The sequence below is a fragment of the Tundrisphaera macrotermitis genome (genome assembly GCF_051175315.1).
Lineage (GTDB): Bacteria > Planctomycetota > Planctomycetia > Isosphaerales > Isosphaeraceae > Tundrisphaera.
Genome location: NZ_CP195100.1, coordinates 2,598,439 through 2,624,715 on the forward strand (window position 1 = coordinate 2,598,439; position 26,277 = coordinate 2,624,715).

The 26,277-nt window shown below is 71.3% G+C and carries 23 protein-coding genes; 14 read left to right on the forward strand and 9 right to left on the reverse strand.

Annotation, left to right across the window (positions count from 1 at the left end; translation table 11 throughout):
• Nucleotides 1–36 precede the first annotated feature (36 nt).
• From TA3x_RS10415 to TA3x_RS10455, 9 genes are all read left to right on the forward strand, one after another.
• Nucleotides 37–894 carry an HAD family hydrolase gene (locus TA3x_RS10415; protein ID WP_435020903.1) on the forward strand — a complete coding sequence of 286 codons (858 nt, stop codon included), beginning with the start codon at nucleotides 37–39 and terminating at the stop codon, nucleotides 892–894.
• 12 nt (nucleotides 895–906) lie between these two features.
• The gene (locus TA3x_RS10420) at nucleotides 907–1,191 is read left to right on the forward strand and encodes a hypothetical protein (protein ID WP_435020905.1); all 285 of its coding nucleotides are present in this window, start codon (nucleotides 907–909) and stop codon (nucleotides 1,189–1,191) included.
• Between the two features lie 97 nt (nucleotides 1,192–1,288).
• Nucleotides 1,289–1,525: a type II toxin-antitoxin system Phd/YefM family antitoxin gene (locus TA3x_RS10425; RefSeq protein WP_435020907.1), complete on the forward strand. Its 237-nt coding sequence runs from the start codon at nucleotides 1,289–1,291 to the stop codon at nucleotides 1,523–1,525.
• A gap of 187 nt (nucleotides 1,526–1,712) precedes the next feature.
• Nucleotides 1,713–1,901, forward strand: a complete 189-nt coding sequence (locus tag TA3x_RS10430) for a PIN domain-containing protein (RefSeq protein ID WP_435020909.1) — start codon at nucleotides 1,713–1,715, stop codon at nucleotides 1,899–1,901.
• An 80-nt stretch (nucleotides 1,902–1,981) separates the two neighbouring features.
• On the forward strand, nucleotides 1,982–2,275 hold the full coding sequence (locus TA3x_RS10435; RefSeq protein ID WP_435020911.1) for a hypothetical protein: 294 nt from the start codon (nucleotides 1,982–1,984) through the stop codon (nucleotides 2,273–2,275).
• 81 nt (nucleotides 2,276–2,356) lie between these two features.
• Nucleotides 2,357–2,785, forward strand: a complete 429-nt coding sequence (locus TA3x_RS10440) for a hypothetical protein (RefSeq protein ID WP_435020913.1) — start codon at nucleotides 2,357–2,359, stop codon at nucleotides 2,783–2,785.
• 102 nt (nucleotides 2,786–2,887) lie between these two features.
• Nucleotides 2,888–3,199, forward strand: a complete 312-nt coding sequence (locus tag TA3x_RS10445; RefSeq protein WP_435020915.1) for a hypothetical protein — start codon at nucleotides 2,888–2,890, stop codon at nucleotides 3,197–3,199.
• Nucleotides 3,200–3,242: 43 nt separating this feature from the next.
• A complete protein-coding gene (locus TA3x_RS10450) occupies nucleotides 3,243–4,349 on the forward strand; it encodes a hypothetical protein (protein ID WP_435020917.1) in 1,107 nt (368 codons plus the stop codon).
• Entirely contained in the window at nucleotides 4,346–5,368 is a 1,023-nt protein-coding gene (locus TA3x_RS10455; RefSeq protein WP_435020919.1) for a bifunctional heptose 7-phosphate kinase/heptose 1-phosphate adenyltransferase, read from the forward strand. The genes TA3x_RS10450 and TA3x_RS10455 overlap by 4 nt, the downstream gene beginning before the upstream one ends.
• A 129-nt stretch (nucleotides 5,369–5,497) precedes the next feature.
• Here the strand turns inward: TA3x_RS10455 and TA3x_RS10460 are convergent, their stop codons facing one another.
• From TA3x_RS10460 to TA3x_RS10485, 6 genes are all read right to left on the reverse strand, one after another.
• On the reverse strand, nucleotides 5,498–6,034 hold the full coding sequence (locus TA3x_RS10460; RefSeq protein ID WP_435020921.1) for an SMI1/KNR4 family protein: 537 nt from the start codon (nucleotides 6,032–6,034) through the stop codon (nucleotides 5,498–5,500).
• Between the two features lie 88 nt (nucleotides 6,035–6,122).
• Nucleotides 6,123–7,472 (reverse strand): DUF1552 domain-containing protein, encoded by a 1,350-nt coding sequence (locus tag TA3x_RS10465; protein WP_435020923.1) that lies wholly within the window; start codon nucleotides 7,470–7,472, stop codon nucleotides 6,123–6,125.
• Nucleotides 7,473–7,485: 13 nt separating this feature from the next.
• Nucleotides 7,486–10,056 carry a DUF1592 domain-containing protein gene (locus TA3x_RS10470; protein WP_435020925.1) on the reverse strand — a complete coding sequence of 857 codons (2,571 nt, stop codon included), beginning with the start codon at nucleotides 10,054–10,056 and terminating at the stop codon, nucleotides 7,486–7,488.
• Between the two features lie 431 nt (nucleotides 10,057–10,487).
• Entirely contained in the window at nucleotides 10,488–11,426 is a 939-nt protein-coding gene (locus TA3x_RS10475) for a hypothetical protein (protein WP_435020927.1), read from the reverse strand.
• A 155-nt stretch (nucleotides 11,427–11,581) separates the two neighbouring features.
• The gene (locus tag TA3x_RS10480) at nucleotides 11,582–11,965 is read right to left on the reverse strand and encodes a hypothetical protein (RefSeq protein WP_435020929.1); all 384 of its coding nucleotides are present in this window, start codon (nucleotides 11,963–11,965) and stop codon (nucleotides 11,582–11,584) included.
• A 63-nt stretch (nucleotides 11,966–12,028) separates the two neighbouring features.
• On the reverse strand, nucleotides 12,029–13,057 hold the full coding sequence (locus TA3x_RS10485; RefSeq protein ID WP_435020931.1) for an acyl-ACP desaturase: 1,029 nt from the start codon (nucleotides 13,055–13,057) through the stop codon (nucleotides 12,029–12,031).
• Between the two features lie 262 nt (nucleotides 13,058–13,319).
• On the opposite strand from TA3x_RS10485, the gene TA3x_RS10490 reads away from it, so the two are divergent.
• The 4 genes from TA3x_RS10490 to TA3x_RS10505 all read left to right on the forward strand — a co-directional run bounded on the left by TA3x_RS10490 (nucleotide 13,320) and on the right by TA3x_RS10505 (nucleotide 20,784).
• The gene (locus tag TA3x_RS10490; protein WP_435020933.1) at nucleotides 13,320–18,233 is read left to right on the forward strand and encodes a hypothetical protein; all 4,914 of its coding nucleotides are present in this window, start codon (nucleotides 13,320–13,322) and stop codon (nucleotides 18,231–18,233) included.
• A 67-nt stretch (nucleotides 18,234–18,300) separates the two neighbouring features.
• Nucleotides 18,301–19,098: a DUF1559 domain-containing protein gene (locus TA3x_RS10495; protein WP_435020935.1), complete on the forward strand. Its 798-nt coding sequence runs from the start codon at nucleotides 18,301–18,303 to the stop codon at nucleotides 19,096–19,098.
• A gap of 101 nt (nucleotides 19,099–19,199) precedes the next feature.
• The gene (locus tag TA3x_RS10500) at nucleotides 19,200–19,964 is read left to right on the forward strand and encodes a DUF1559 domain-containing protein (protein WP_435020937.1); all 765 of its coding nucleotides are present in this window, start codon (nucleotides 19,200–19,202) and stop codon (nucleotides 19,962–19,964) included.
• A 55-nt stretch (nucleotides 19,965–20,019) separates the two neighbouring features.
• Nucleotides 20,020–20,784, forward strand: coding sequence for a DUF1559 domain-containing protein (locus TA3x_RS10505; protein ID WP_435020938.1), 765 nt, complete (start codon nucleotides 20,020–20,022; stop codon nucleotides 20,782–20,784).
• On the opposite strand, the gene TA3x_RS10510 is transcribed toward TA3x_RS10505, so the two are convergent.
• Complete coding sequence (locus TA3x_RS10510; protein WP_435020940.1) at nucleotides 20,741–21,433, reverse strand: DUF2306 domain-containing protein; 693 nt, start codon at nucleotides 21,431–21,433, stop codon at nucleotides 20,741–20,743. The two genes, TA3x_RS10505 and TA3x_RS10510, sit on opposite strands and share 44 nt — an antisense overlap.
• A gap of 423 nt (nucleotides 21,434–21,856) precedes the next feature.
• On the opposite strand from TA3x_RS10510, the gene TA3x_RS10515 reads away from it, so the two are divergent.
• Complete coding sequence (locus TA3x_RS10515) at nucleotides 21,857–22,435, forward strand: hypothetical protein (protein ID WP_435020942.1); 579 nt, start codon at nucleotides 21,857–21,859, stop codon at nucleotides 22,433–22,435.
• 27 nt (nucleotides 22,436–22,462) lie between these two features.
• Here the strand turns inward: TA3x_RS10515 and TA3x_RS10520 are convergent, their stop codons facing one another.
• Both TA3x_RS10520 and TA3x_RS10525 read right to left on the reverse strand, forming a co-directional pair.
• On the reverse strand, nucleotides 22,463–25,339 hold the full coding sequence (locus tag TA3x_RS10520; protein ID WP_435020944.1) for a hypothetical protein: 2,877 nt from the start codon (nucleotides 25,337–25,339) through the stop codon (nucleotides 22,463–22,465).
• 43 nt (nucleotides 25,340–25,382) lie between these two features.
• Nucleotides 25,383–25,940, reverse strand: coding sequence for a hypothetical protein (locus TA3x_RS10525; protein WP_435020946.1), 558 nt, complete (start codon nucleotides 25,938–25,940; stop codon nucleotides 25,383–25,385).
• Nucleotides 25,941–26,277: the final 337 nt, after the last annotated feature.

Sequence of the window (26,277 nt, forward strand, 5' to 3'; positions counted from 1 at the left end):
TGCCGCGTTGGACATCATTCCCCCCGAGACCCCGCGATGACCTTGCCCGCCGCCCCGCCCCGGACCGACGATCGCTGGCCGAGCGTCGAACTGCCCGCCTCCCTGGAGCCCCGGCCCGAGATCGGCCACGTCCTGTTCGACTTCGACGGCACCCTGTCGACGATCCGCCAGGGCTGGCCCGAGGTCATGGTGCCGATGTTCGTGGAGGCCGTGCCCCGGCGGCCGGATGAGAGCGAGGAGTCGATCCGCCGGCTGGTCCTCGACGACATCATGCGGCTCAACGGCAAGCAGACGATCTACCAGATGATCCAGCTGGCCGACCGCGTCCGCGAGCGCGGGGGCGAGCCGCGCGAGCCGCTCTGGTACAAGCACGAATACCTCCGCCGCCTGGACGCCCACATCGCGGCCCGCACCTCGGGCCTGGCCGACGGCACCGTCCCGGCCGCCGCCTTCCTGGTCCACGGCGCCCTGCCGTTCCTGGACCACCTCCGATCTCGCGGCCTCCGCCTCTACCTGGCCAGCGGCACCGACGAGCCGGCCGTGAAGCGCGAGGCGGCCCTGCTCGGCCTGTCCCCCTACTTCGGCGACCACATCTACGGCGCCCTGGACGACTACAAGAACTTCTCCAAGAAGATCATCATCGACCGCATCCTCTCCGAGAACCGGATCACCGGCCGCCACCTCCTCGCCTTCGGCGACGGCTACGTCGAGGTCGAGAACACCAAGCAGGTCGGCGGCCTCGCCATCGCCGTCGCCAGCGACGAGGCGAACAACGGCTCCGGCCGCGTCGATCCCTGGAAGCGCGAACGCCTCCTCGGCGTCGGCGCCGACGCCGTCATCCCCGACTACCGCGACGCCATCGGGCTCGTTGATGCCCTGCTCGGGGCGGACTGAGGAGGATGGGCGGTGGCCGACCTGGAACCATCATTGCTGCTCGACGTGCTGATGCGACTGGACCGGGAATCGCTCATCGGCCGGTTCCGTTTCGAGGACGGCGAGAGCTACAATCTCCGGATCTCCTCGCTCGGGCACCTGGAGGCGGGCGATGACGTCGTCGCCGAGGTTGTCGAAGTCGTCTCATCGACATCGGACTTAGGCTTCATTAGTGGGTCATTGATCAACTTCAAGTCGGCTGAGGTGACGCAAGTCTTGCTCGATGGAAGGATCGCATTCTCCAGGGAGTCGTCGTAGGCTGGGTCGAGACCCAGCACCAGAGCGTTTGCTGGGTCTCGACCCAGCCTACCTTGGCTAGCTTCGCTGATCTGTATTCGACCTGAGGAGGCCTCCGATGGAGATCGCCGGAATCCCCGAGGCCCAGTCCAGGCTCCCCGAGTTGGTCGAGAGGGCGATGGGCGGCGAGGAGGTCATCATCGCCCGCGAGGGGTTGCCCGCGGTGCGACTCGTCCCGATCCGCGCCGATGACTCGCCCCGCGTGGGCGGGCAGTGGAAAGGCCGGGTTCGCATCGCCGAGGACTTCGATGACTTGCCCGCCGACCTCGCCTCCGCCTTCGGGGGCGATTCGTGAGGACCTTGCTCCTGGATACCCACGTCTTCCTCTGGTGGCTCGACGATCCTGGCCAACTCTCACCGGAAGCCTCTGCGGCCATCGGCGACGGCAAGAATACCGTCCTGATTTCCGCTGCCGTGGCCTGGGAGATTTGCATAAGAAGGCCGTTGGCAAGCTGGGCGCTCCCGACGACCTGGAGTCGGCGATGGCCGCCAATCGCTTCCTCCCCCTGCCGATCACCATCGCCCATGCCCTGGCCATGCGGAGCCTGCCCGATCACCATCGCGACCCATTCGACCGGATGCCGATCGCCCAGGCGAGATTCGAAGGTTTTGTCCTGGTGAGCCGAGACCGATTCGTTCCGTTTTATGACGTCGCGCGGATCCTGGCGTAGACGTAGGCCGGATTTTGATCCGACTTGAAGGCGTTTGCTGCGACCCGACCCGTCCTGCAATCGATTGGGAAAGGCGATTTGTGAAGGACGCTCCCGAATCCCTCAATGGCGCAAGGGTCATCCTGTTCACGCCAATCGACCGACGGCACCGGCATACCGGCAATTGCCGCCAGATCGTGGCGGGCGTCCTGCAGGGCCCGGCGGCCGGGCTCGCGATCTGCCTGCACGAGGGGGAAGTCGGCTTTTACCTGTTCGGCTGCGACGCATCGTGGAGCGGCGTCAGCGACACTTGGCATATGACGGTCGAGGAGGCCATGGGTCAGGCCGAGTTCGAATACGAAGGAGTCACGGGAACCTGGCAACGTCACTCCTGAGATGTCGAATGGGCAACTCTTGAATGCGATCGAGGCTGATATGTGTTCCTGCTTCCTCGGGGCGGCCGAGAGGAGAAGGCCATGAAGTTCCGCCGGAAGGCTCTCATCCTCATGGCCGGCTGCTTCGCAGGCTCGTTGCTGGCGGGCGTGGGGGTGGGCTATCAACTTTTCTCGCCCCACTCGTCCCGCAACCGAGCGTCCGCGATCCGGCGCACGTTGGAGTGGGGCCGGCTGGAACCGTTCCCGGCGTCGGCCCGGGATCTAAAAATCGTGACCGAGGGATCGATGTTCACGCGCAGTTTCCGGACCTCGTTCGTCGCCCCCGTCGCCGACGTCGAGCGTTGGCTCCGGCAATCCCCCGGGACACGCGATGACGCCCGGGCGTCGACGGGGACGGGCTTCCGTCGCTTCCAGATCCAACCCGGCGGCGGGGCCAATCATGCCGAGTTGACGGTGGTCCCCGACAATGATGCGGAGCAACGGGTTTCGATCTACGTCTCCTGGAGTTGATCCGGAGCTCGGAGCCGTGCGAGTCGCGATCGGCGGGCGAGTCTATCCGATGTCGCTATACTCATTCGACGAGCACCTCGGGCTTGCCGCAGGATCCTAGCCATGCAAGATTGCCCGGAGGCACTCGGGAGAGCGTTCCTGGATCTGTTGACCTGGACTTTGCTGCAGATCCGCGGCAACTCCCAAAAGGCCGAACTCTGCTTGGCCCTGTCCGATCACATGCATAACATCCCGGCCCTGCTGGCCGAGTTCACCCCCGAACGCCTGCGCTATTACTGGGAAGTCGAACGCCCCTGCTTCCTCCGGGCATTGCAACGGATCGAGGAGCAGTCTCACGGCGCGTACCCCGAGTCCTGGGCGATCGTCGAGGCCGAGTATCGTCGCATCTGCAATCCACCCTCCGATACCGTCTGATTCGTGAATGACCGGCCATCGGCCGCATCAGGGGAATGATCCCGTGACCGTTAAACCGCTCGACCTCTCCCGCCTCAAGGTCTTCCCGCTCGCCGAGAGGCGGAGCCTGACGCGGGGGGAAGACATCCTGCTAGACCCCGAGGCCGAGCCCGCGCCGGTCGCGCCGGGGGTGGAGGCGCAGGTCGAGGGGTGTGCCGCAAGGATCCGCGAGGCCCGGGGGCGGGGGGCCTCGGTGATGCTGATCTACGGGGCGCACCTGCTGCGGAACGGGACGGCCCGCATCCTGGATCGGATGATGACCCGGGGGTGGCTGACCCACCTGGCGACCAACGGGGCGGGGACGATCCACGACTGGGAGTATGCCTGGTTCGGGGCCTCGACCGAGAGCGTCGAGCGGGGCGTGGCCGAGGGGAATTTCGGGACCTGGGACGAGACCGCGACGAACATCCATCGGGCCCTCATGGGCGGGGCGTTGGAGGGGTTGGGGTACGGGGCGGCGCTGGGGAAGTACATCCACGAGGATGGGGTGAGTTTGCCAACCGTCGAGGAACTGGCCGAGGCGATCCGGGACGAGCCGGGGCACCCGCTGACCGGGGCCCGCGCCGACCTGATGCGGGCGATGACCTCGCGGGGATGGGCCGGGGGGAGGGTGGACATTGCTCACCAACATAAAGAGGCGTCGATCCTGGCGGGGGCGCACAAACATGGGGTGGCGATGACCGTGCATCCGGGGATCGGATATGACATCATCACCAATCACCCGGTGTTCAGCGGGTCGGCGATCGGCCGGGCGGCGGAGGCCGACTTCCGGCTGTTCGCCGGGTCGGTGGACGGGCTCGACGGGGGCGTGGTGATGTCCGTGGGGTCGGCGATCATGGGGCCTCAGGTGTTCGAGAAGGCGATCAGCTGCGCCAACAACCTCCGGCTCAAGGACGGCCGGCCCGTCGTGCGGGACCACTCGATCTATGTGGTCGACCTCCAGGACGGCGGCGGCTGGGACTGGACCCGGGGGGAGCCGCCCAAGACGAACCCGGCCTATTACCTCCGGTTCTGCAAGAGCTACTCGCGGATGGGCGGGGCCATGCACTACGTCCAGGCCGACAACGCCGCGTTCATCCACCACCTCTATCACCGGCTGTCCCAGTCATGACGCCCGATCGCTTCGCCAGCATCACCGGGCGTTATGCCGGGCTCCGCGTCGCGGTGGTCGGGGACTTCTTCCTCGACCGCTACCTGGAGATCGACCCGGCGCGGGGCGAGGTCTCGATCGAGACCGGCCTGCCGGTGCACAACGTCGTCAATGTCCGCAGCCAGCCCGGGGCGGCCGGGACGATCCTCAACAACCTCGTGGCGCTGGGCGTCGGCACGATCCACGCGGTCGGCTTCTCGGGCGACGACGGCGAGGGTTTCGAACTCCGCCGCGCCCTGGCCGCGCGGCCCGGCGTGGTCCTGGACGACTTCCTCACCGCCCCCGACCGCCGCACCCCGGTCTACTGCAAGCCCCTGGTCCTGGAGCCGAACCAGCCCCCGCGCGAGCTGAACCGGTTCGACTCCAAGAACTGGACGCCGACCCCGGCCGCCTTGCAAGATGACCTCGCCGCCCGCGTGGCCGGACTGGCGGGGCGGGTCGATGCGTTGCTGCTCATGGACCAGGTCGACCGGCCCGAGACCGGCGTGGTGACCCGGCCCGTCCTCCAGTGCTCGGTCGCGGCCCTGCGTGCCGGGTCCGTGCCGGTGGTCCTGGCCGACAGCCGCCGGGGCCTGGCCGATTTCCCCCCGCTCACTTTCAAGATGAACGCCGCCGAGCTGGCCCGCATGACCGGCGACGACGAATCCAATGCTGACCCCGAGACGGTAGCCCGGCTCGCCTCGCGGATGGCCGACCGCAACGGCCAGCCCGTCTTCGTCACCCTGGCCGAGCGCGGCATCATCGGCGCGGCCCCCGGCCGCCCCGCCGTGCACGCCCCATCCCACCCGGTCCGGGGCCCGATCGACGTGGTGGGCGCCGGGGACTCGGTCACGGCCAACCTCGTCGCCGCCCTCGCCGCCGGCGCCGACCCGGCCGAGGCGATGGCCCTGGCCATGGCCGCCGCCTCGATCGTCGTCCACCAACTCGGCACGACGGGAACGGCCTCGGTGCCCGAGATCGCCGACCGCCTGTTCGCGTGACTATCCCCGATGGAGCCCGGTAGGCTGGGCCGGGACCCAGCTTACGATGACGCCCGCTAAAGGTATGTCACACCGATCAACTCATGCCGAAGCTGGGTCCAGACCCAGCCTACGGTTGCTGGATCCAGCTCACGGTCGTTCATTGGCTACCCACGGAAGGGGAGCACTCCTCACCCCGGCGAATTCCGGATCGGCCGCGAGCACGTAGGCCCGATCGAACGGCCAGCCGCGTTCTCCCAACTCGTGGCGGAACATGAAGCGAAGGAACTGCCAGAACCCCGATGCGACCGCATACGTCGGAGTATCATAGCCCGAGGCGTATGGGTCGATGAAGTAGACGGGCCGCAGCGGCTTATCTATTGAATCGAGGGCCAGCACATAATAGTCGCCGCACCCGTCGGTCCCGAGAGGCAACCAATTTCTCTCTTTGAAGCCCGGATGGATCTCGTAGGTCTCCTTGAAATCCCTCAGGCCATAGACGCCACCAAACCCGATGCGAGGCCCATCGGTGAAGAGGAGCCAGCTCTCGACTTCGGGCGGGATTTCCACCCCATGGAGGAGGGAGAACGCCGCGATCTGACCATATCTGGCCCCATGGGGCAGGGATGTCCCGGGCTCGCGGGGGACGATTCCCGCGAGCCGAATCACCTCGTCATCGATATCCATCGCCGCCGCTCCCCTCTGCATCGCCCGGCCTCGGTCCCTCGGCATCGGCTGGGGCCAGACCCAGCCTGAGGTTGCCGGTCCTGGCCGATCAGGCGAGGTCGAGCCCCCGCATGGTGCCGGTGGAGGAGGCGAAGCGGTCGACCTCCAGGCCGAAGCGCTGGAGCATCGAGACGAACAGGTTGGGCAGGGGGTAGTTGTTGTGGGTGTCGAAGGCGAGGTGCTGGCCGTGGCGGAAGCCGCCGCCGGCGAACAGGGTGGGGAGGTTGGTGGTGACGTGGGTGTTGGCGTTGCCCAGGTTGGATCCATAAAGGATCATGGTGCGGTCGAGCAGGGTCTCGCCGCCTTCCTGGACCGCATCGAGTTCGGTGAACAGGTTGGCCAATAGCTTCATGTGCCATTCGTCGATGGTCTTGAGCTGGGCCAGCTTCTTCTCCGACTTGCCGTGGTGCGACAGGTTGTGGTAGGCGTCGGCCGCCTTCTGGTCGCCCAGCTCGATGGCCGGCGAGTTGACGCTGTCCAGCAGGAGGGTGACGGAGCGGGTCGAGTCGGTCTCGAAGGCGAGCCGGGCCATGTCGTACATGAGCTTGACCTTGGCCATGTACTCGGCGGGGCCGGCCGGGTCGGTCGGCATGGTGGCGGAGACCTTGGGCTTGGGCTTCCTTTCCCAGTCCTGCGACATCTGCATCCGGTGTTCCAGCTCGCGGACGCTGGTGAAGTACTGGTCGAGGCGGTCGCGGTCGCGGGGGCCGACGGTGCGGCGGAGTTGCCCGGCCTGGTCGGCCACGGCGTCGAGGATGCTCTCGCCCAGCTGGAGCTTGTTGACCTGCGCGTCGACCTCGGCCTGCGTCCCCTGGACGAACATCCGGCGGAAGACGTCGGACGCCTTCTCCTCGCACGGGATCAGCACGCCGGAGCCGGTCCAGGAGAGGCTGCGCTGGCCGCGCTGGACGTTCACGCCCAGGGTCAGCGACGGGAACCGGGTGAGGTGGCCGATCCGCTCGGCGAGGAACTGGTCGAGCGAGATCGTGTTGCGGAACCCGCCGCTGCCCGGGTGCGGTGCGGCGGTCAGGAAGCAGTTATCCGCCGGGTGGCCGCCGTCGACGTCCGGATGCCACACGCCGCTGAAGACGGTGAAGTCGTCGCGGTGCCTGGCCAGGTGCTCCAGATACGGCGAGGCGACGTAATCCCGGCCGGCCCCGGTGGGGAAGAAGTACTCGGGGACGAGGCCGAGGTTGTTGCAGATGGCCAGCATCCGCCGGGGCGTGGCGCCGGGGTCGGTGGGGGAGGTCGAGGCCGCCGCGCGGGCGAACGCGGGCGTCATGGCGTCGAGCATCGGCAGCGACAACGCGATGCCGGCGCCCCGGAGGAAGCCGCGGCGCGACAGGGCCCGGCGGGTCGAGGCGAACGGGGCGTCGGCGGATTGCGGGTCGCGGTTCATGTCCGATATCCCCTCACTTGTTCCGGAACAGGTCGGCCTGGATGATTTCATGGATCAGGCTGCGGACACCATAACCCTTGTCTCGGGCGCGGGCCAGGATGCGCTCGACCTCCGGGCGGTCGGCGAACCCGACCGGCGTCCCGGTGGCGTAGACGACGAACTGGCCGGCGAGGTTGCGTGCCAGTTGTTCTTCGTCGTCGGCGAGCTTCTGCTTGAGCTCGCGGATGTCGCGGAACGACCGGCCGTCGGGCAGCACGCCCCCGGCCTCGACCGGGCTGGCGTCGCGGAAGGCGAACGGCTGGCCGTTCTTGCCCCGGCCCTTCTCGGCCGGCTTGTCGGCCAGGGCCCGGTAGCGGTCGCGCCAGCCGCCCATCACGTCGAAGCTCTCCAGCGCGAACCCGGCCGGGTCGATCCGGCGGTGGCACCCCGCGCACGACTCGACGTTGCGGTGCTTGTCCAGCTGCTCGCGGATCGTGGTCGCCCCCCGGATGTCGGGCTCCACGGCCGGGATGCCCGGCGGGGGCGGCGGCAGCGGCTGGCCCAGGATCCGCTCCATCACCCACACCCCCCGCAGGACCGGCGAGGTCGTCGTGCCGTTGGCCGTCACCATCAGGACGCTGGCCTGGGTCATCAATCCCCCGCGCGGGCTGTCCGGCGGCAGGTTGACCTTGCGGATCGCCACACCGTCGACCGGGGGCAGGCCATAGTGGGCCGCCAGCCGCTCGTTGACCATGGCGAAGTCGGACGCGACCACGTTGCGGGCGGGCAGGTCCTCGCGGATCAGCTCGCCGAAGAACCGCCGGGTCTCCTCCAGGGCCGACTCGGTGAGCAGGTCGTCCAGGTAGTAGTCGGCGTAGAGCAGCTCGTCGGCCGCGATGCCGGGGACCTTGCGGAGGTCGATCCAGTAGTCCAGGAAGGCCTCCACGAACCGCCGCGACTTCGGGTCGTCCAGGAGCCGCTCGGCCTGGGCGCGGAGGACTTCGGGACGGCCCAGCTCGCCGCGATCGGCCAGGGCCCGCAGCTCGGCGTCGGGCTCCGAGTTGTGGAGGAAGAACGACAGGCGGGCGGCCAGGGCGTGGTCGTCGAGCCGCCCCGGCTTCTCCTCCAGGCAGACGAACTCGGGCGAGCAGAGGACCGCCGTGTATCCGGCGATCATCGCGTCGGCGAACGGCCGTCTCGACCGCAACGCCTGCTCGACGATCGGCAGGAACCGGACCTCCTCGGCCTCAGGCACCGGGCGGCGGTAGGCGCGGCGGGCGAACCGGCGGAGCAGGCGTTCGGCCTCCTTCATCGGCTCGGCCGGGACGACCTCGACCCCGTCGCCGGACTTCCGCAGCGGCAGGTCGCCGAACAGGAGCTGGTGGCCGGGGGTCGGCCACGACTCCAGGATCGGCCCCTCGACCTCCATCCAGCGGAAGGTCACGCCGGGGCAGCCGTCCTTCTCGGCGAGCGGGTTGATCCAGGCGGGCGGGCGCGAGCGGAACAGGCGGGCGGCGTCGGGCCGGATCGTCTCGCCCTGGAGCAGGTCGACTTCGAGTTCGTGCACGCCGGGCTCGGGGGCGGCGTCGAAGGTGCCCAGGCGCCGCAGGAGCCCGGGCGGGATCTCGCTGTAGATCGTGATCGGCTCGGGCCGGCGTCCGGCCGAGACGTTGTCCAGGTCCGGGATGTACCACCGCTTCGGGTCCAGCCCGGGGCCGACCCAGACCGACTGGGCGTTGAACCGGAGCCGGTAGCGGCCGGCTCGGGGCGCCCTGAACTCGTTGAACTTGATCTCCAGCGGCTCGTAGGTGCTGGCCACCACGCCCACGCCTTCGAGTTCGCGCGTCTCCGGGTCGTCCTTGCCGACGGTCATCGGGGCGGTGCCCGCCCGCACGTCGGGCTGGGGGGCCGAGCCCAGGGTCGGGAAGGTGGCGCGCTCGGCCCTCTGGTTGAAGACCGAGAACTTCATCTTGCCGGTGAACGACCGCTGCTGGCGGGCATAGTAGCGGACCGTGCGGGTGGCGGGCCGCTCGACCTGATCGGCCATCACCCGCCGGAGGGCGTCGTCGGCCACGCCAAGGTAGCGGGCCATCTGGACATGGGAGACGTCCAGGGCATCGCCCGACTTGTTGAACCGGTGGGCCTCGCCGTCCTCGGGCAACGCATCCTTGATCTGGAGCCAGGGGGTGCCGAGCAGGTCGCGGAGGGCGTTCTCGTACTCGTACCGGTTGAGCCTCCGCCGCGTGGCCCGCCCCTCCTTCTCGGCCCGCTCCCGGGCCGACGCCGCGAGCGCATCGCCCAGCGACCGGGCGAAGGCGTCGATCTCGGCGTCGTGGGGCCGGCTCGACTTCTTCGGGGGCATCTCCCCCCTGGCGACGCGGTCGTGGACGGTCACCCAGCGGGCGAACGAGCCGGGGGCCGCCAGGTCGAACGCCAGGCCGGTCAGGTCGAGCCCGCCCTTCCGGGTCGCGTCGTCGTGGCACACGGCGCAGTGCTTGTCCAGGAAGTCCCGGACCACCGCGATCTCCTCGCCGCCGGCGCGCGGGCCGGCCAGGGCGAAGGCCGCCACGGCTGCGAACAGGCCACGGGCGTTGATGGTCTTCATCAAGCGGGGCGCTCCCGGCGAGGTCGGATTCGGTGGACCGATGCATCGAGGCGGGGCAGGGCAGGCGGGGACGGCCGGAGGCCGATCGGCTCGATCGTAGCCGGGCCCGCCGGCATCTTTCAAGCATTTCCTCCTCGGAATCCGGCGAATCCATCCCCCCGGGATCCCCATCGGATCGGTGCGGGATCGGCCGGATGGCCCGGCCCTTCGGCGCAGCCGGGCCCGGGGGGCCGGGGGTTCGGGGCCGTGGCGAGGGTGTCCGGGCGCATCGCCCGGCCGGTTTCGCGTCGAGCGAGGGTCATTTCACGGCCGAGGGTGCGCCGCCGGGCGGTCCCGGCCCGCCGGAGGCCTCCGTTGCGGACCGGCCGTTGGGTTCGTTTTGACCGGCGTCGAGGCGGGCCTCGCCGAGGCCGCCACGGCCCGCGCCGGGCTCAGGGGGGGGGCGCCTCGGCCCGGGGGAGGGGCCGAGTTGCGGGCGTGGTCGCCTCGGCGGCGGCTCGCTTTTCGGCCTCGTGGAATTCGCGGAGGGCGCGGAACAGCCCGCGCTCGGCGGCCGCCTCGTACCGCCGGGCGAGTTGGGCCTCCCTGGACGGGTCGAACAGGGCGCGATCCGCCGCCTCGGCCCGGTCGGCCGCCTCGGCCTCGTCGTCGATCAGGGGGCGAAGCTCGCGGAGGGCCTGGACCTCGTCGTCGATCAGCGCGGCCAGCTGCTCGCGGGCCCACCGCTTGCGGGCGTTGCGGTTCAGGCCGGCGCCCTGGTCATCGCGCAGGCCGGCGAAGTGGCCCCGCAGGGCGCGGAGGATCGGGTCGAACTGGGTCGGCGGGTGCATGCCGGCGTGGCGGCCGAGCAGGTGGTCGACGTGCCGGTCGTCGTGCTCGTTCCAGGCGAGTTTGCCGGGTCGGGCTAGCTTGCCCCGGAGGACTTGCCACGCCTCGATCAGCCCGTCGATCCCCTCGGGCGTCTCCAGCAGGCGGGCGACCGCCCGGTCGGGGTCGAGTTCCAGGATGGCGGCGTGTTCATTGACCTCGGCGCGGCGAGCGGCGTCCCGGTCCTTCAAGGCGTCGCGGACCCGGCGTGCCGTCATCGCCGCATCGTTGCGGCCGCACTTGTCGAGCCGGGCCGACATCACGGCGATCCGCCGGATCAGGATCCGGCCCATCTCGCCGGAAGGCTTCATCTCCGCCGCGAGCCGCGAGGACAGGGCGTCGACCTCGGCGGCCTCGTCGGGCGGGAGGACCGCGCCCTCGCCGGTCATCCCGTGCTTGTAAGCATTCCGGGAGGAGATCCGCCGGCCTTCGGGGCTGGTCGGCCCGGTGCTTTTCAGGGCGTTGGCCCGGTTCGCGGCGAGTCGGGCGGGGCTGCAAGTCATCGGTGTGGGTCCCAAGGCGGCCGTTCGATTCGGCGGGGCGCGATGGCGCGACGTCTCCTACATATTCAGGATTTCGGGGCCATTTCCGCACACTACTTTGACGATCCGCCGGATTTGGCGGGATTCGGCCGGTCGGCCCCTCGGCGAGGGCCGGTTCAGCGGCCGGCAACCCGCATCTTGCGGAACCGATGGAGATTCTTGCGCCGGCGGTTCGCGGGGCGGATGGCGTTGAGCAGGAGGACCGCCCCGACCAGGCCGACGCCCAGGGCGATCCGGCGGACGTGCGGGAACCCCCCGAGGTCGGAGATCGCCCAGAGGGCATTCATCCACATCCAGGCGTTCAGCGCCAGGTCGTCGTTCATCCGCTGGCCGGCCCGGCGATCCAGGGCCAGCAGGGTGGCCCCGGTCAGCAGGGTCAGCCCGGTCGCGACGTAGGCCGGCCAGGCCAGCTCGGCGAGCCAGAGCCCGTCCATGGCGAACCAGGCGACCGAGTTGACGGGGTCGACGACCCTCCGGGAGAACCGCGCGGCCTGCTTCATGATCGCTCCGATGCCTGGGCCGGGGGCCGCGACGGGCCCCCGGGTTTCGCCTTCGTCCCGGGATCAGGCCGCGCTGGCGCCTCGCCCCCTGGACCCGCCGATCGGGCCGAGGGTGGGGCGGCGGAGCCAGGCGAACTCGGCGGCCGGCTGGCGGGTGAGGTTCGCGGCGATCTCGTCGGCGTGGAGTTCGTAGCGGGCCGCCTGCTGGCAGAGGTAATCCTGGGCCCGCGCCGCCTTGCCCGAGACCGACAGGTCGGCGATCCGCCAGGTTTTGGTCAGGTGGCCGATGATCCGGGCGTAGTCGTGCACGGTGTAGGCGCCCAGGCGCTGGGAGACGGCGGCGAACTGGTCGTAGAGGTCGGGGGTGCGGCCGTCGGCCATGTTCTGGCCGGGCATGGTGATCACGCCCCGGAGCAGCGAGCGGAAGGCGAGCAGGCCGCCTTCGGGATCCTGCTCCATGACCTGCCCGACCACCTTGGTGTAGAACGACTCGTGGCGGGACTCGTCGCCGGCGATCCGTCGGCAGATCCGCGACAGGGCGTCGTCCCCCTGGGAGGCCGCGAGCTTCGCCACGTTGGTGTGGCTGATCCGGGTGGCCCTCTCCTGGAACGAGGCGTACATCAGGCCGGCGTAGGCGTCGGATTCGCTGTGGGGATCGAAACCGCCCCGGATCGGGTTGAAGCCGTTCTTGATCAGGTGGTGGATCGTCTGCTCGATGCTCCGCATGTCGACGCGGCCGGTCAGGCGGAGGTAGGCGTTGAGGAGGTCGCCGTGGCGATTCTCCTCGGCCGTCCAGCCCCGGAGCCAGCGGTTCCAGGGGGCGTCGCCGGTCCCGGTCGAGTCCTTGACGATCTGGTTGAGCGAGATCGCGTAGTTGGGCAGGGCTTCCTCGGTGACCATGTTGCCGACCAGGACCACCAGCACGTCGTCGGAGAGCATGGCGGACGACTCGCGGAACCCTGCGACCCGCTCGGCCCAGTCCCCGGCCGAGAGGTCGGGCAGGAAGTCGGTCGGTTGCCAGGCCTTGTCCGCGTCGGCCAGGAGGCCGAGGTTCTCGCCCACGAATCCCGACAGGCCCTTGATCACGTCCATGATGGCGATTCCTCACCCGCTGCGTTGAGACGTCCCTACTTTGGATTGCACGCCGTCGATCATTCCGGGTCGCGTCGACCCGCAACTCCACCAGGGATCGTCGGGACGGCCCGGGGGCTTGAGCGGGGGCCAGTCCGTCCCCGCGGATTGCCCGGCCGGGTGCCGGTCGTGCCGGATGCGAGGCCGCGGGCCTTGAAGTGCGGCCGGGGAATGCCGACGATGGCGGCGAAGCACGCCCAGCCAGCCCCGCGGAGGATCGCCGATGAGCCGCCCGACAACCCTGCCCGTCCCCCGGGCCGTGGACCGCGCCCTGGCGCGGCTCGACCGCCGCTTGCGCCTCGCCGAGGTCCTGCGCGGGGCGGGTGTCGTCGCCGCGGCGGCGGCCGGGCTGCTCGCGGCGATGATGGCCGGGGACTGGGCCGCGGACTGGCCGCTGGCGGCGCGGTGGGGGTTGGGCGTGGCCTGGTGGCTGGCCGTCGCGGCACTGGCCTGGCGGAAGGCCATCCGTCCCCTGTTCCGGAGGCGCGGGGCGTTCGGCCTGGCGGCGCTGGCGGAGCGGGCCGACCCCCGGCTGGGGGGGAGCCTGGCGGGGGCCGTGGACCTGCTCCGGCCGGCGCCGGGGCGGGATGCGCACGGATCGCCGGGGCTGATCGCGGCCCTGGCCGGGCAGGCGGCGGATCGGGCCGGGCGGTTCGACCCGCGCCGGGCGGTCGGCCTGGGCGGTGCGGGGCGTTGGCTCGCGGCGGGGGGGCTGGCCGTGGCGCTGGTCGCGGCCCTCTGCCTGGCCCGGCCCGACCCCTGGGGCGTGCTGGCGCGGCGGACGCTCGCCCCGTGGTCGGGCGGCGACCGCGTCCTGCTGCGGGTCGAGCCCGGGGATGCGGTCGTGCGGCGGGGCGTCGGCCCGAAGATCGTGGCCACGGCGCGGGCCCGGTTCGGACGGCCCCCGGGCGCGGACTCCGCCCGGGTCGAGTGGGCCGACGATCGGGGCGACCACGCGACGCGCATGGCGCCCGAAGGGGCCGAAGGTCCGGACGGCCGGGGCTATGCGGCGACCTTGCCCGGGCTGGAGAAATCGGCCTCCTACCGGGTGGTGGTCGGGTCGACGCGGAGCCCCGCGTACCGGGTCGAGGTGGCCGAGCCGCCCCGCGTGGCGAGCCTGGAGGCCCGGGTCGAGCCCCCCGCCTACACCGGCCTGCCGGCCGCGACCGCCGCCGACCCCCGGAGGATCGACGCCGTGGCCGGCAGCCGGGTCACGCTCCGGGTCGCGGCCGACCGCCCGGTGGCGTCGATCCGGGTCGCCTGGCCCGGCCCGGACCCCAATGCGCCCGAGGTCCATCGCTCGACGTTGGCCCGGGACGCCCGGGAGGCGAGCTTCGCACTGACGGCCGGGGCGGGCGGCCCGTTCGAGATCGCCCCGATCGGCGACCGTCGCGGGATGGACGGCGACCCCGACGGGGGCCGCCTGCGGGTCCGGCCCGACCTGCCGCCGACGCTCGCCGTGGACGGGCCCCCCGCGCAGGCCGAGGCGGGGCCCGCGGACGTGCTCCGGGTGCGGGTGGCCGCCCGCGACGACTTCGGGGTGGCCGGGGCGGAGTTGCACCACGAGGTCCGCCGCGACGGCGCGGTCTCGACGATCGGCCAATCGACGCTGCCCGTGTCCGGGCGCGACGCCCGGGGCGTGGGGATGCTGGCCCTGGGCCCGCTGGGGCTGCGGCCCGGCGACGCGGTGGCCTGGCGGGTCCGCGTGATCGACAACCGGCCGGGGGCGCTGGGCGGGCCGAACGAGGCGTGGTCGGCGTGGTCCGCCGTCCAGGTCGTCGCCCAGGCCGAGCCGATGCAGGCGAAGGGGGACCGGCTCCGCAAGGAGGCGATCGCCGACCGGCTCGAAGGGATCAAGCAGGCCGCCCAGGCGATCCGCCGCGAGGTCGAGCCGATCCGCCAGGCCGCCGAGCAGGCCCGGGGCAACCCCGCCGCCTGGGACGCCGCCGACCAGGCCGACCTGGTGGCCCGAGAGCAGGAGGCCGCGAAGCTCGGGGACCGGATCCGCGACCTTGCTCTCGACCTGGAGGACGACCCCGACTTCGCCCCTCTGGCCGGCCCCGCCCGCCAGCTCGCCGAGGTCGAGGCCGAGGCCGCCCGGGCCCAGCTGGCCGACGCCGGGCAGGCCCCCGGCCCCGCCGCCCGGGCCGACAAGCTCCGCGCCGCGCCCGCCCGGCTCGACGCCGCCCGCGACAAGGTGGACGGCCTCCGGCGCCGGCTCGACGCCCTGGCGAAGCTGGCCGACGACCGCCGCAAGCTCGGCGACCTCGCCGCCCGCGAGGACGGGCTGGCCGCCCGCGCCGCCGAGCCCGGGTCCGATGCCGCCCGGCTCCGCGAGGATCAGGAGCAGGTCCGGCGCCAACTCGACGACCTCCTGACCAGGGCCCCCGCGCTCCGGGCGGGGCTGCTCCAGGCCCAGGCCGGCGAGGCCGCCCAACTGGCCGAACAGGCCCGCCAGCTCGCCGACCGCCAGCGCGCCGAGGCCCGCCGGGGCGCGGAGGCCGACCCCGCCGACGCCCGGCTCGTCGCGTTGGCCGAGGCCCAACGGGCCATCGAGGAGGACGCCCGCCGCCTGGCCGCCGAGGTCGACGAGCCGCTCGCCGAGAACGCCCGCCCCCGGCTCGACGCCGAGGCGGTCCGCCGACCCGCCGAGCCGCTCGCCCGGGGCGACGTGGACGGGGGCCGGAAGGCGATCGACGAGGCCGAGTCCGCCCTCCGCCGCCTGGCCCGCGACCTCGGCGACCTCCCCGCCGACCCCCGCGCCCTGGCCCGCCGGCTCGCCCGCCGCCAGGAGGCCGTGGCCAACGAGGTGGCCGCCGCCACCGCCGAGGCCCGCCGGAAGCCCGGCGACCCCGACCCCGCCGCCCGCGCCGAGCTGGCGGCCCGGCTCGCCCCGCTGGCCGAGCGGCAGGAGGCCATCGCCCGCCTGGCCGCCGCGATCCCCGCCGACGGCCCCAAGGCCGACGCCGCCCGCGAGGCCCGCGACGCCGCCGCGAAGGCCGTGGCCAACCTCCGCGACCCCCGCCCGCGCGAGGCCGAGTTGGTCCAGTCGGCCGCGAAGCGGGCCCTGCAACGCCTGGCCGACATCCTGGACGACCCCAACCGCCGCCGGGATGAGTCGCGCCAGCGGGTCGAGGAGGCCCGGCGCCGCCAGGAGGACATCGCCCGCGACCTGGAACGCCAGTTGGCCGACTCCGCCCCCCGGGCCGACCGCCCCGCCGATCGCGCCGCGAGGGAGCTCGCCGACCGCCTCGAACCGCTCGCCCGCCGCCAGGAGGAGGCCGCGAAGCTCCTGGCCGCGCTCGATGTCGAGCCCGCCGCCCGCCCCCGCCGCGACCTGGCCGCCGCCCGCGCCCGAGATCTATCCGAGGCGATCCGCCGGGCCCGCGAGGTCGCCCCGGCGAAGCCGAGCCCGCCCGAGCCCCGGCCCCCGGCCGCCTGGCACGTCGTCGGCCCCTATCCGAAATCGGCCGTCCCGCCGATCCCGGTCGGCGTCAACTGGCCGGTCGGCCTGGACGTGCCGGTGCCCGGCCCGGACGGCCAGACGCTGCCCTGGAAGCCCGCCCCGATGGCCGGCGACGACGGCCGGGTCGACCTCGCCCGGATCTTCGGATACCACGATGATCGGTCGGCGTTCGCCCTGGCCACGATCAGCAGCCCGACGAAGCGGCGGGCGACCCTGGCGATCGGGTCCGACGACACCGTGGTCGTCTGGCTCAACGGCGTCCGGGTCTTCGAGCGGTACGACACCCGGCCCTACGCGGCGGGGCAGGACCGGGTCGAGGTCGAGTTCGTCGAGGGGGCCAACCGCCTCCTGGTCCGGGTCGGCAACGTGTCGGGCGAGTGGCAGTTCTCGGTCAATGCGACCCCGCCCCCGCCCGACGGCTTCGACCCCGCCCGCGCCCTGGCCGCGCGATCGGCGTTGGGCCGGGCCGGCGTCGATGCGTCGGCCGCCGCCGATCGGCTGGTCCAGGAGGCCCGGGGGCAGCAGGCCGCCGACGAGCTGGCCCGGGAACTGGCCGCCGAGCAACGGGCCCTGGCCGATCGGCCCGAGCCCGCATCGACCGCCCCCGACCGGGCGCGGATCGCCGCCGCCCTGCGGAACCTGCCCGCCCCCGACGCCCCCGCCGAGAAGGCCGAGGCCCTCCGCCGGGCCGAGGCCCTGGCCCGCGACCCCGCCCCGACCGCCGACGCGATCCGGTCGGCGGCCGACGCCACCGGGGCTTTGGCGCTTCGGCTGTCGGGCCCGGCCGCGGCGGAACCGAAGCCCGCCCCGCCCGACGATCCCGACCTCCCCCTCCGGCCCGACCACCGGGCCCGGGCCGAGGAGCTGGCGCGGCGGCAGCGGCACGTCCTCGAGGGGCTCCAGGCCCTGGGGGCGGAGCGGGCCGGGCCGCAGGAAGCGATCCGCGAGGACACGCTGGCGCTGGGCCGGTCGTTGAAGGATCTCCAGGACCGGGCCCGCGAGGCCCGCGCCCAGAGCGAGCACCACGCCCGGGCCGCCGCCGAACTCGCCGCCGACCAGGCCCCCCGGGCCATGACCCAGGCCGCCGAGCAGATGGCCCAGGGCCGCGCCGACGCCGCCCGCGACGCCCGCCGCCAGGCCGCCGACCTCGCCGAACGGGCCGCCCGCCACTCAGAGGATCTGGCCGCCGGCCTCCGCGCCGAGGCCGCCTCGGCCGCCCGCCCCAACCCGGGCGACCCCGGCCCGCCGCCCCCTTCCGGCCTGGCCGAGGCCACCGCCGCCCTCCGCGAGGCCGCCGCCGGGCTCGACCCAGCCCAGCCCGGCCCCCCGGCCGCCCCCGCCATGCGCCGGGCCGCCGACGCGATGCGGACCGCCTCCCAGCCCCCGGGCCCGTCGCCCGGCCCCACCGGCACCGGCCCCGGCATGGCCGCCGGCCCGTCCGGCGACACCAACCCCCAATCCGGCCCGGCCGGCTCCGCCGCCCCCGACACGTCGATGCTCCCCGACCTCGCCCGGGGCCAGCCCGGCCGCGCCTGGGGCGAACTCCCGCCCCACCTCCGCGCCGAGATCCTCCAGCAGGCCCAGGGCCGCCCCCGGCCCGAGTACGCCCGGATCATCGAACTCTACTTCCGCGAGATCGCCGCCGAATCCCCCCGCGATAAGCCGCGATGAGGATCGGCGTGCTTTCGGCCGATGGCTAGTTCCCATCGATGCGTCGGGCTATGCTGATGATGTCCCCATGCTTCCCGTCCGGAGCCAAGAAACAGGGTTGTCGCCCATGTTCGCCCATCACCATCATTCGGGGTTCGCCCCGTCGAAACCGATGGCAAAGCGAGGTTTCACGCTCATCGAACTGATGGTGGTCGTGGCCGTCGTCGCGCTCGTGTGTGCGGCCCTGATGCCGGCCGTCTGTTCGGCACACAGAAAATCCGCCCGCATCCAGTGCATCAATTATTGCAAGTTGATCGGCCTGGCCCTCCACAATTATCAGCAAGCCTATGATTCTCTTCCGCCCGCCTACACGGTCGATGCGAACGGCCGCCCGCTGCACAGCTGGAGGACGCTGATCCTGCCCTACTTGGAGCAGGAGAAGCTTTATCAATCCATCGACCTCGCGAAGCCGTGGGACGACCCGGCGAACGCCGCCGCGCTGGCGACGGCCGTCCCCGCCTATCACTGCCCGAGCGCGCCCGGGCCGAGTACCCTGTGCAGCTATCTCGGGGTCGCCACCCCCGGTGGCTGCTTCCCGCCCGGAGAGCCTCGGAAGCTGGAGGAGATCACCGACGGCCCGTCATCGACCCTCATGGTCATCGAGGCCGGTTCCGAGTACGCCGCCCCCTGGATGGCCCCGGTCGATGCGGACGAACGCCTGATCCTGGGCCTCGGCCCGACCGCAAAGCTTAACCATGCGGGTGGCGTGAATGCCGGCATGGCCGATGGCAGCGTGCGGTTCCTGAAGGATTCCGTCCCGGCCGAGGTCCGGAGCGCGATGATCTCGGTGGCCGGCGGCGAGAAGCGATCGAACGACCCGTATTGAAGCGTCGGACCCTGGCCACCTTGTTCACCCCCCCTCACCGAGCCACCCCGATGAAGATGCCCTCTCGACCGGACCGGCACCGCGATTCGAGGGTGCGGCCCATGCGCACCGGGTTCGATCACACCGGGCCGACGATGGGTCCGTCGCGGCCGGGGGCCAGGCGTGGCCTCACGCTGGTCGAATTGCTGGTGATCGTGGCCATCCTCGCCCTCCTGATCGCCTTCCTGCTGCCGTCCGTCCGGACCGCGGGGGAGGCGGCCCGCCGCAGCCAGTGCGTCAATCATCTCAAGCAGATCGGGGTGGGGGTTTTCAATTATGAATACGCCTTCCACTGCTTGCCGCCGGCCTCGACGGCGGATGAGGAGGGCAGGCCATTGCACGGTTGGCGGACGCTGACCCTGGCCTACGTGGAACAGGATACGGTCTATCAGACCATCAATCTGGCGAGATCCTGGGACGACGCGACGAACACGACCGCGTCGGGGATCGCCGTCCCCATCTACCACTGCCCGAGTTCGCCGGCCCCGGCCGCGACGACGACCTATCTCGGGATCGCCACCCCCGATGGCTGCTTCCCGCCCGGCCGGCTTCGCACGATGGAGGAGATCACCGATGGGACGGGATCGACCCTCATGGTCATCGAGGCCGGCGAGGAGCACGCGGCCCCCTGGCCGGCCCCGGTCGACGCGGGGGAGCGGCTGATCCTGGGCCTCGGGTCGGACGCGAAGCTCCGCCACCCGGGCGGTTCGAACGCCTTATTCGCCGACGGCAGCGTGCGGTTCCTCAAGGCCACCGTCCCGACCGAGGTCCGACGGGCCTGGATCTCGGTGGCCGGCGGCGAGAAGATTCCCGACGATCAATATTGATGCGTTCGCGTCGCGACCTTTGGCGTCCCAGCACCTCGACCCAGGACCATCGCCCATGATTGCCCGATTCGATCCTCTTGGCCCCGACGCCGGCCCGTCGCGATCGCCGGCGCGGCGGGGTGTGACGCTGGTCGAGTGCCTGGTCATCGCGGGGATCGTCGCCCTGTTGATCGGGCTCCTGCTGCCGGCCCGACGTACGGCGTCTCGTGCCGCACGCCGGATGCAGTGCGCCAGCAACATGCACAACATCGGTCTGGGATTGTTCGGCTACGAGCAGTCCCACCATGCCCTGCCCATCGGCCGTACGGAAGACGCCGACGGCCGGCCGTTGCACGATTGGCGGACGCTGATCCTGCCGTATATGGACCATGAAGCGCTCTACAACAGCCTCAACCTGTCGAAGTCGTGGGATGATCCGGCGAACGCCGAAGCGATGGCCACCGAGATCGGCGTCTTCCACTGCCCGGAACTGCCCAACCCGAAGAACATGACGACCTACCTGGGGATCGCCACCCCCGATGGGTGCTTCCCGCCCGGCCGACCGTTGAAGTCGGAGGAGTTCACCGATGGCCGATCGACGACGCTCATGGTCATCGAGGGCGGCGCGGAGCATGCGGCCCCCTGGATGGCCCCGGTCGATGCCGACGAGCGCCTGATCCTGGGCCTTGGCCCGTCCACGAAATCCAACCATCGGGGGGGCATGAACGCCCTCTTCGCCGATGGTGCCGACCGGTTCCTCAGCGACCAGATCGCACCCGAAATCCGTCGCATCATGATCACGGTATCCGGCCACGATCAGATACCGCAGGACCTGTACTGATGCGGTCGCGCATCGGGCCTCGCCCCGCCCGCTCCCTCCACTCGAAGATCGCGAGCGGGCCGAGCCAGCAGGCCCAGGTGGCCAGGGGGTCGAACCAGGGGGCGGACCAGCCCGCGACCGTGGCCAGCCCGCCCATCATCCGCAGGACGACGGCCGAGGCCAGCAGGAGATAGCACCGCCACATCCAGCGGCGATGATCGGCGAACCGGCGGCGGATCGCCGCCCGGGTGCCCGCGACGGCACAGGTCGCCGTGGCGATCGCCAGCGCCGCCAGGCCGACCGCCGCGACCGGCCCCGCCGCGGCATACGGGGCCATCATCAGACCGCTGGGGGCGACGAAGAGGACGACGATGGCGACCTGCACCCGGCCGAGCCATCGATGCCACCTCGGGGATCGGGCCCGGAACCGGTCGCCGACCAGGAACAGGCCCAGGACCAGCGTGATCGGGCCGGCCAGGATGTGCGTGAGGAAGGCCCAGCGGTAGGGGCCGAAGAAGTAGCCTTCGCGGCCGTGGAGGAAGTCGGACGAGAAGTCGGGCGGGATGTAGCGGCCGTATTGCGAGACGACGGCGGCCGTCACCTTGAGCACCAGTGCCCCCGCGACGAGCGTCAGGATGCGGCCCGGCGATGGTCGAGCGGCTGGGGGCATGATGCGATCGGCATGGGGGCCGTTGTCGATGAAGAGCGGAAACCGTCAAAGGTTCGGTTGGGAAATCGGACGGATCTGGACATTCTGATCGAGATCGCTTCCATTCGCAACGTGCGCCGCTCGCGGAAAGGAGATTCGGGTGTGCCCTTTGATTTAGGCATGTGGCTCGGCGGTCCTTGGTGGCTGTGGTTGGCTTGCCAACCACGGCGCCGGCGCCTCGATCGCGGTGTGCTGACCATCGCGGCACCGGGCCGAGGATCCTCGACGCCGGCCATCGATCGCCGGGCGGGCTCGTCGGCGCCGTGGTTGGCAAGCCAACCACAGCCACCCGGAAATCCGAACGCCAAAAGCAAAAGGCACACCCGGAGATTACATCCCCTACCTCGCGATGCACGCCCCGTGTCCCGGCCTTCGAGCGTGAGCATGAATCGAATCGGCCCGATGGTCCGACGTTTGGTATCTCGCCGGCAATGGCGATGGGGATTGGCCTATCTTCTGGTCGTCGTCGGCATCGTGCCCCTCATGCTGGGGCCGATCGATCCGCCGATCCCCACCACTCCTCCCGACGAAATCCACCGCGTTCGCCACCCTCGCGGTTATTCGATGATCGTGCCGCCGAAGTGGGGCGTTCGCCTCAGCGACCCCAACGACTTGCCCGAGCAGGAGGATCTGTGGACGGGGATCTGCGCGACCCCACGGTACGGTCATGTTCCGAGCCGCAGATTTCGGGGGTTCGTTGTCCATGAGTTCAGGATCAAGGAAGAGGATCCGTCCCCGGGATTTCATCCCGTCGAATTTCAGGGGTTACCCGCGAGCGAGAAGGAAGGGATCGAGGAGACGAGCAGGGAGCTGGATCCGTCCTTCGTCTACCGACTGATCTTCGAGCGTGGCGGACGCCGGTATCTGATCCGGTACGACCATCCGGGCCAGATCGAGACGCTGCCGGAGATGGTCCGGCGCTATCTGCTGACCTTCCGGGTCGAGGGGGCGGAGCCCGGATGAGCCCGGCCCGCCTCGACCCGGACGGGGTCACTCGTCGACGCGGTGGAGGCGGGCGTCGGCGAGGGGTCGGGGGCCGGGGGTGGCGGTGGCGGAGGTGATCGGGAGCTTCCAGGATTCGATCGGGGTGCCCTTGAGGTCGAGGCGCGAGATCATGTGGTGGAGGCGGCGGGTCGAGGGGCCGTCGGGGGCGGTCTCGAACAGGTTGCGGAGGAAGTAGGGGGGCAGGGCCTGGTAGTAGAGCGTGGCGCGGACGATCAGCCGCGACGGGTCGACGTCGGCGGGGAGGTCGATGCGGTAGGCCACCTCGTCGGAGCCGCTGCCGTCGCCGTAGCGGGGGTCGGCGGCCACGTCCGGGCTGGGGTGGGTGGCCTTGAGGTAGCGGCCGGTCAGGACGGGCTTGGCGCCGGGGCCGTCGGGCTTCCAACCCCGGGGGAGGAGGCGGTTGTCCTTGGCGACCTCGCACCCGTGGATGAAGCTGGTGGTGAACCGCCCCTTGGCGTCGCGGAGCAGCGACTCGTAGACCTGCGCCTGGTCGGGCGAGGTGATGACGTCATGGTGCGGCTGGTAGCTCTGATGGCCGTCGGCGGGGGCGGCGGCGAAGGATTCGGACGGGAGCGGGCGGCCGTTGGCGCCGAGGATCTGGCCCAACCCGTCGGTGCGGCCCGACGACCAGACGATCCGCTCGGGGCCGGTCCGGGGGCCGGCGGCCTGGATCACGGACAATTCCAGGAAGGCGCGGCGGAAGCCGACGCCCGAGGGGAAGCGGTGGCCCACCTTGTTGCGGACGGTCACCCGGGCGTTCAGCCGGTGCGAGCCCTGCCAGGAGGCGTCGAGGTCGAGCGAGGCCACGTCGTTGCGGGCGGTCCGGGCCATGTCCTGGACGGCCTGCGCCAGGCCCTCCCTGGAGCCGGTCATGGTGTCGGCCTTGCGGACGCCGAGGACGTCGTCGAACTGGTCGAACAGGGTCAGGAGGAAGGCGTTGAGCCCGGCGAAGCTGTGGCGGCGGTAGCCTTCCTCGTCGCGGATCCGGACCCGGAGCTGGTCGCCGGGGGCGAGGTTCTCGGCGTCGGGGTAGGTGGTGTCCTGGATCGTGGCGATGCGCGTTTTGAGCCGGGGGATGGCGATGCCGTGGGCCTCGTCGGTGACGCCCCGGGGCATGTGGCAATCCTGGCACGACCGGGCACGGGGGTTGGCGGGGTCGACCTCGTTCTCGTACTCGCTGTTGAGCCACTCCAGGTAGGTGGCCTGCTCGACGTGGTGGTGGAACTTGCGGAACAGGGGGACCGTCTCCGACCGGGTCAGCTCGTCGGGCTTCCATTCCTGCGAGCCGTCGCCGAATGGGCGGTCGACGTTGGGCAGGGCCACGGTGTGGCAGGTGCCGCACATCTGCGACGACTGGAGGAAGGCCCCGTGCTTCGGCTTCCAGCCGGTGGCGTGCTCCATCGCGTAGGGGGCGATGGCGTCGTCGCGGTAGGGGCCGAAGAGGTCGCCCTTGGGGCCGAGGTGGAAGTTGCCGGTGGTCGAGGTTTCCAGGAAGTGCTGGATCGGCGAGCGGCTGTCGTCTGCGGCCTGGGGGCGGGGCTGCATCCGGTGGCAGACCATGCAGCCGACGCCGTCGCGGGCCAGGGCCCCGTACCTGGCGTGGGGCCCCTCGACGCCGTGGGCGAGGTCGAGCGAGAACCGGTCGGGCCGGCCGGCGTGGTCGATCTGGTGCTGGCGCTGGCCCATCGCGCCGTGGCAGCGGAGGCAGGTGTCGGCCAGGGTCGATTCGAGCTCGGCGGCGAGCTTCGGGTCGGCGCGGAACTCCTTGCGGATCGTGGCGACCTCGCTCTCGACCTGCGCCAGGAAGACCGGGTCGCGTCCGGCGAGGCCCATCGGCGTCCAGCGCCACTCTCCGTGCGGCGAGACGTCGCGGCCGGGCCCGCCGAACTCCGCCTTCGCGTCGAACGGGACGTACATCGACGGACCGAACGGGGCGACCAGCCCGGCATGGCAGCTCATGCACTGGTTGGACGTGACGAACTCGCGCGACGGGTCGCGGGTCGTCACCGCCCAGTCGTGCGTGACCGGCGGCAGGAGCTTGATCGCGGCGAGTTCCGTCTTCGGGATCGTGGTGTACGAGAGGAGGAACCGGGGGTCGGGCTCGCGGCAGGGGCGGTCGGCGGTGCCGGTGCGGGGGCACTGGGGATGGGATTCGCTCGTTGTTTCGGCGACGGCCGCTTTGGGCTTCGGCTCGCGCCAGGAATCATCGACGCGGAACCGGATCGGCTCGCCCGGATAGCCGGCGACGTTCCGCAACGAGACGAAGGTGAACTCGTTGGCCTTGCTGGATGCGGCCTCGCCGGGGGTTTGCGGGGCGGCGTGGCAGCGGACGCAGTACTGGCCGAACCCGGAGATCGGCTCGGGGAAGGGGTCGCGGTGGTTGTCGACGACCTTCTGGCCCTTGCCGGGGTTGCTCCAGAACCAGCCGTCTTGCGAGCCCGACGCATCCTTGACCATCACGGTCCAGGCTTCCAGCGACTCGCGGAGTTCCGCCTCGGTCTTGCCGTCGTGGCGGGCGGCCGGGGCGGCATACTGCTCCTTGATGATCATCTCGCCGTCGGGGATCGCGCCGGCCCGGCCGTTCTCCAGCCAGCGGATCACGCCCGGGGAATAGAAGACCCGCACGGCCGGGTGGGTGCCGTAGTACTTGCCGTCGATGTACGGCCCGGTGTCGCGCACGCCCTTGTCGCGGACCCAGCCCAGCGCCTCGTACTGGCGATCGTTGAGGAACGGGAACAGCTTCGCCTCGAACTCGGCGACCGGCATCGAGCCGGGCAGGGGGAGGCCGCTGGGGCGCCCCGCGTCGGCCGCCGGGGCGGTCCCGCAACAGGCGACCAGCATCAGGATTGCACACGCTCGCATTCGGATCGTCCCGTCCATGACGCCGGTCTCCCTGGGGTCGATCTCAGCGGATCGCCGAATCCTGCACGTTTTCGAGCGCGTACCAGAGCGGCTCGCGCCCGGGGGCGCGATGGGCCCGCGACGGCTTCCTCCGCTTGAGGAACCGCCAGAACCGCCGGGTGACGAGGTTGAAGATCTCGTCGCGGGTCAGGTGGCTGAAGGCGAGGTCGCGGAGCACCCGCTCGTCGCTGTCCAGCGGCTGGTGGCTGGCCGCCTGCACGTCGTCGAGCCGCCCCGCCCCGCGCGTCGAGGCGCAGGTCAGCAGGGTCAGCAGCTCCTCGCGCGACAGGGCGCGGAAGTTCGCCTCGCCCACCCGGGCCTGCTCGCGGGTCAGCCGCATCCGCCGCCGATCCATCAGCAACCGATGGATCTGATAGGCGTTGATCGCCAGGAAGACGAGGTGCCAGGCGGTCGGCCCGTACATCGGCGTCTTCTGACAGCTGAAGAACACCACGCCCAGCAGCAGCCCGACGCACGTCAGCGCCCGGAGCATGAGCATGTCCCGCCCCACGAACGAGGCGAGGTAGAACAGGTTGGCGACGTGGATGCACAGCTCGACCACGACGTGACCCCCGCTCCCGATCCCGAGGCGTTCCCTCCCCTGTCCTTCGACCAATCTAGAACGCCGGGATCAGCCCCGACGGGGCAGAACGGAGGGACCTCGACGGCCCATTCGTCGCAATCGGGAGGATTGATGCGATCGTCGTCATCCGGATTTCCGGACCCGGGGCGAACCGGGCCGCCGAAGGCCGTGTCCCTGCTGATCGTCGCGGATCCGACGCTCCCGAAGGAGGTTCCTATGCTCATCCAACGCCGCCCAATTGTTCCGCGCCGAACAGCCCAGATGCTTCGATGCGTCGCCCGGCCGGCCCCCTGAAGGGGTGATCCGCACCCCGGCG

Bases quoted from the DNA above. Each gene is read 5' to 3' on its own strand.
- TA3x_RS10520 (WP_435020944.1), bottom strand. From the start codon at position 25,339: ATGCGAGCGTGTGCAATCCTGATGCTGGTCGCCTGTTGCGGGACCGCC.
- TA3x_RS10470 (WP_435020925.1), bottom strand. From the start codon at position 10,056: ATGAAGACCATCAACGCCCGTGGCCTGTTCGCAGCCGTGGCGGCCTTC.
- TA3x_RS10455 (WP_435020919.1), top strand. From the start codon at position 4,346: ATGACGCCCGATCGCTTCGCCAGCATCACCGGGCGTTATGCCGGGCTC.
- TA3x_RS10425 (WP_435020907.1), top strand. From the start codon at position 1,289: ATGGAGATCGCCGGAATCCCCGAGGCCCAGTCCAGGCTCCCCGAGTTG.
- TA3x_RS10475 (WP_435020927.1), bottom strand. From the start codon at position 11,426: ATGACTTGCAGCCCCGCCCGACTCGCCGCGAACCGGGCCAACGCCCTG.
- TA3x_RS10510 (WP_435020940.1), bottom strand. From the start codon at position 21,433: ATGCCCCCAGCCGCTCGACCATCGCCGGGCCGCATCCTGACGCTCGTC.
- TA3x_RS10500 (WP_435020937.1), top strand. From the start codon at position 19,200: ATGCGCACCGGGTTCGATCACACCGGGCCGACGATGGGTCCGTCGCGG.
- TA3x_RS10490 (WP_435020933.1), top strand. From the start codon at position 13,320: ATGAGCCGCCCGACAACCCTGCCCGTCCCCCGGGCCGTGGACCGCGCC.
- TA3x_RS10505 (WP_435020938.1), top strand. From the start codon at position 20,020: ATGATTGCCCGATTCGATCCTCTTGGCCCCGACGCCGGCCCGTCGCGA.
- TA3x_RS10515 (WP_435020942.1), top strand. From the start codon at position 21,857: ATGAATCGAATCGGCCCGATGGTCCGACGTTTGGTATCTCGCCGGCAA.
- TA3x_RS10430 (WP_435020909.1), top strand. From the start codon at position 1,713: ATGGCCGCCAATCGCTTCCTCCCCCTGCCGATCACCATCGCCCATGCC.
- TA3x_RS10460 (WP_435020921.1), bottom strand. From the start codon at position 6,034: ATGGATATCGATGACGAGGTGATTCGGCTCGCGGGAATCGTCCCCCGC.
- TA3x_RS10445 (WP_435020915.1), top strand. From the start codon at position 2,888: ATGCAAGATTGCCCGGAGGCACTCGGGAGAGCGTTCCTGGATCTGTTG.
- TA3x_RS10415 (WP_435020903.1), top strand. From the start codon at position 37: ATGACCTTGCCCGCCGCCCCGCCCCGGACCGACGATCGCTGGCCGAGC.
- TA3x_RS10480 (WP_435020929.1), bottom strand. From the start codon at position 11,965: ATGAAGCAGGCCGCGCGGTTCTCCCGGAGGGTCGTCGACCCCGTCAAC.
- TA3x_RS10485 (WP_435020931.1), bottom strand. From the start codon at position 13,057: ATGGACGTGATCAAGGGCCTGTCGGGATTCGTGGGCGAGAACCTCGGC.
- TA3x_RS10440 (WP_435020913.1), top strand. From the start codon at position 2,357: ATGAAGTTCCGCCGGAAGGCTCTCATCCTCATGGCCGGCTGCTTCGCA.
- TA3x_RS10495 (WP_435020935.1), top strand. From the start codon at position 18,301: ATGCTTCCCGTCCGGAGCCAAGAAACAGGGTTGTCGCCCATGTTCGCC.
- TA3x_RS10465 (WP_435020923.1), bottom strand. From the start codon at position 7,472: ATGAACCGCGACCCGCAATCCGCCGACGCCCCGTTCGCCTCGACCCGC.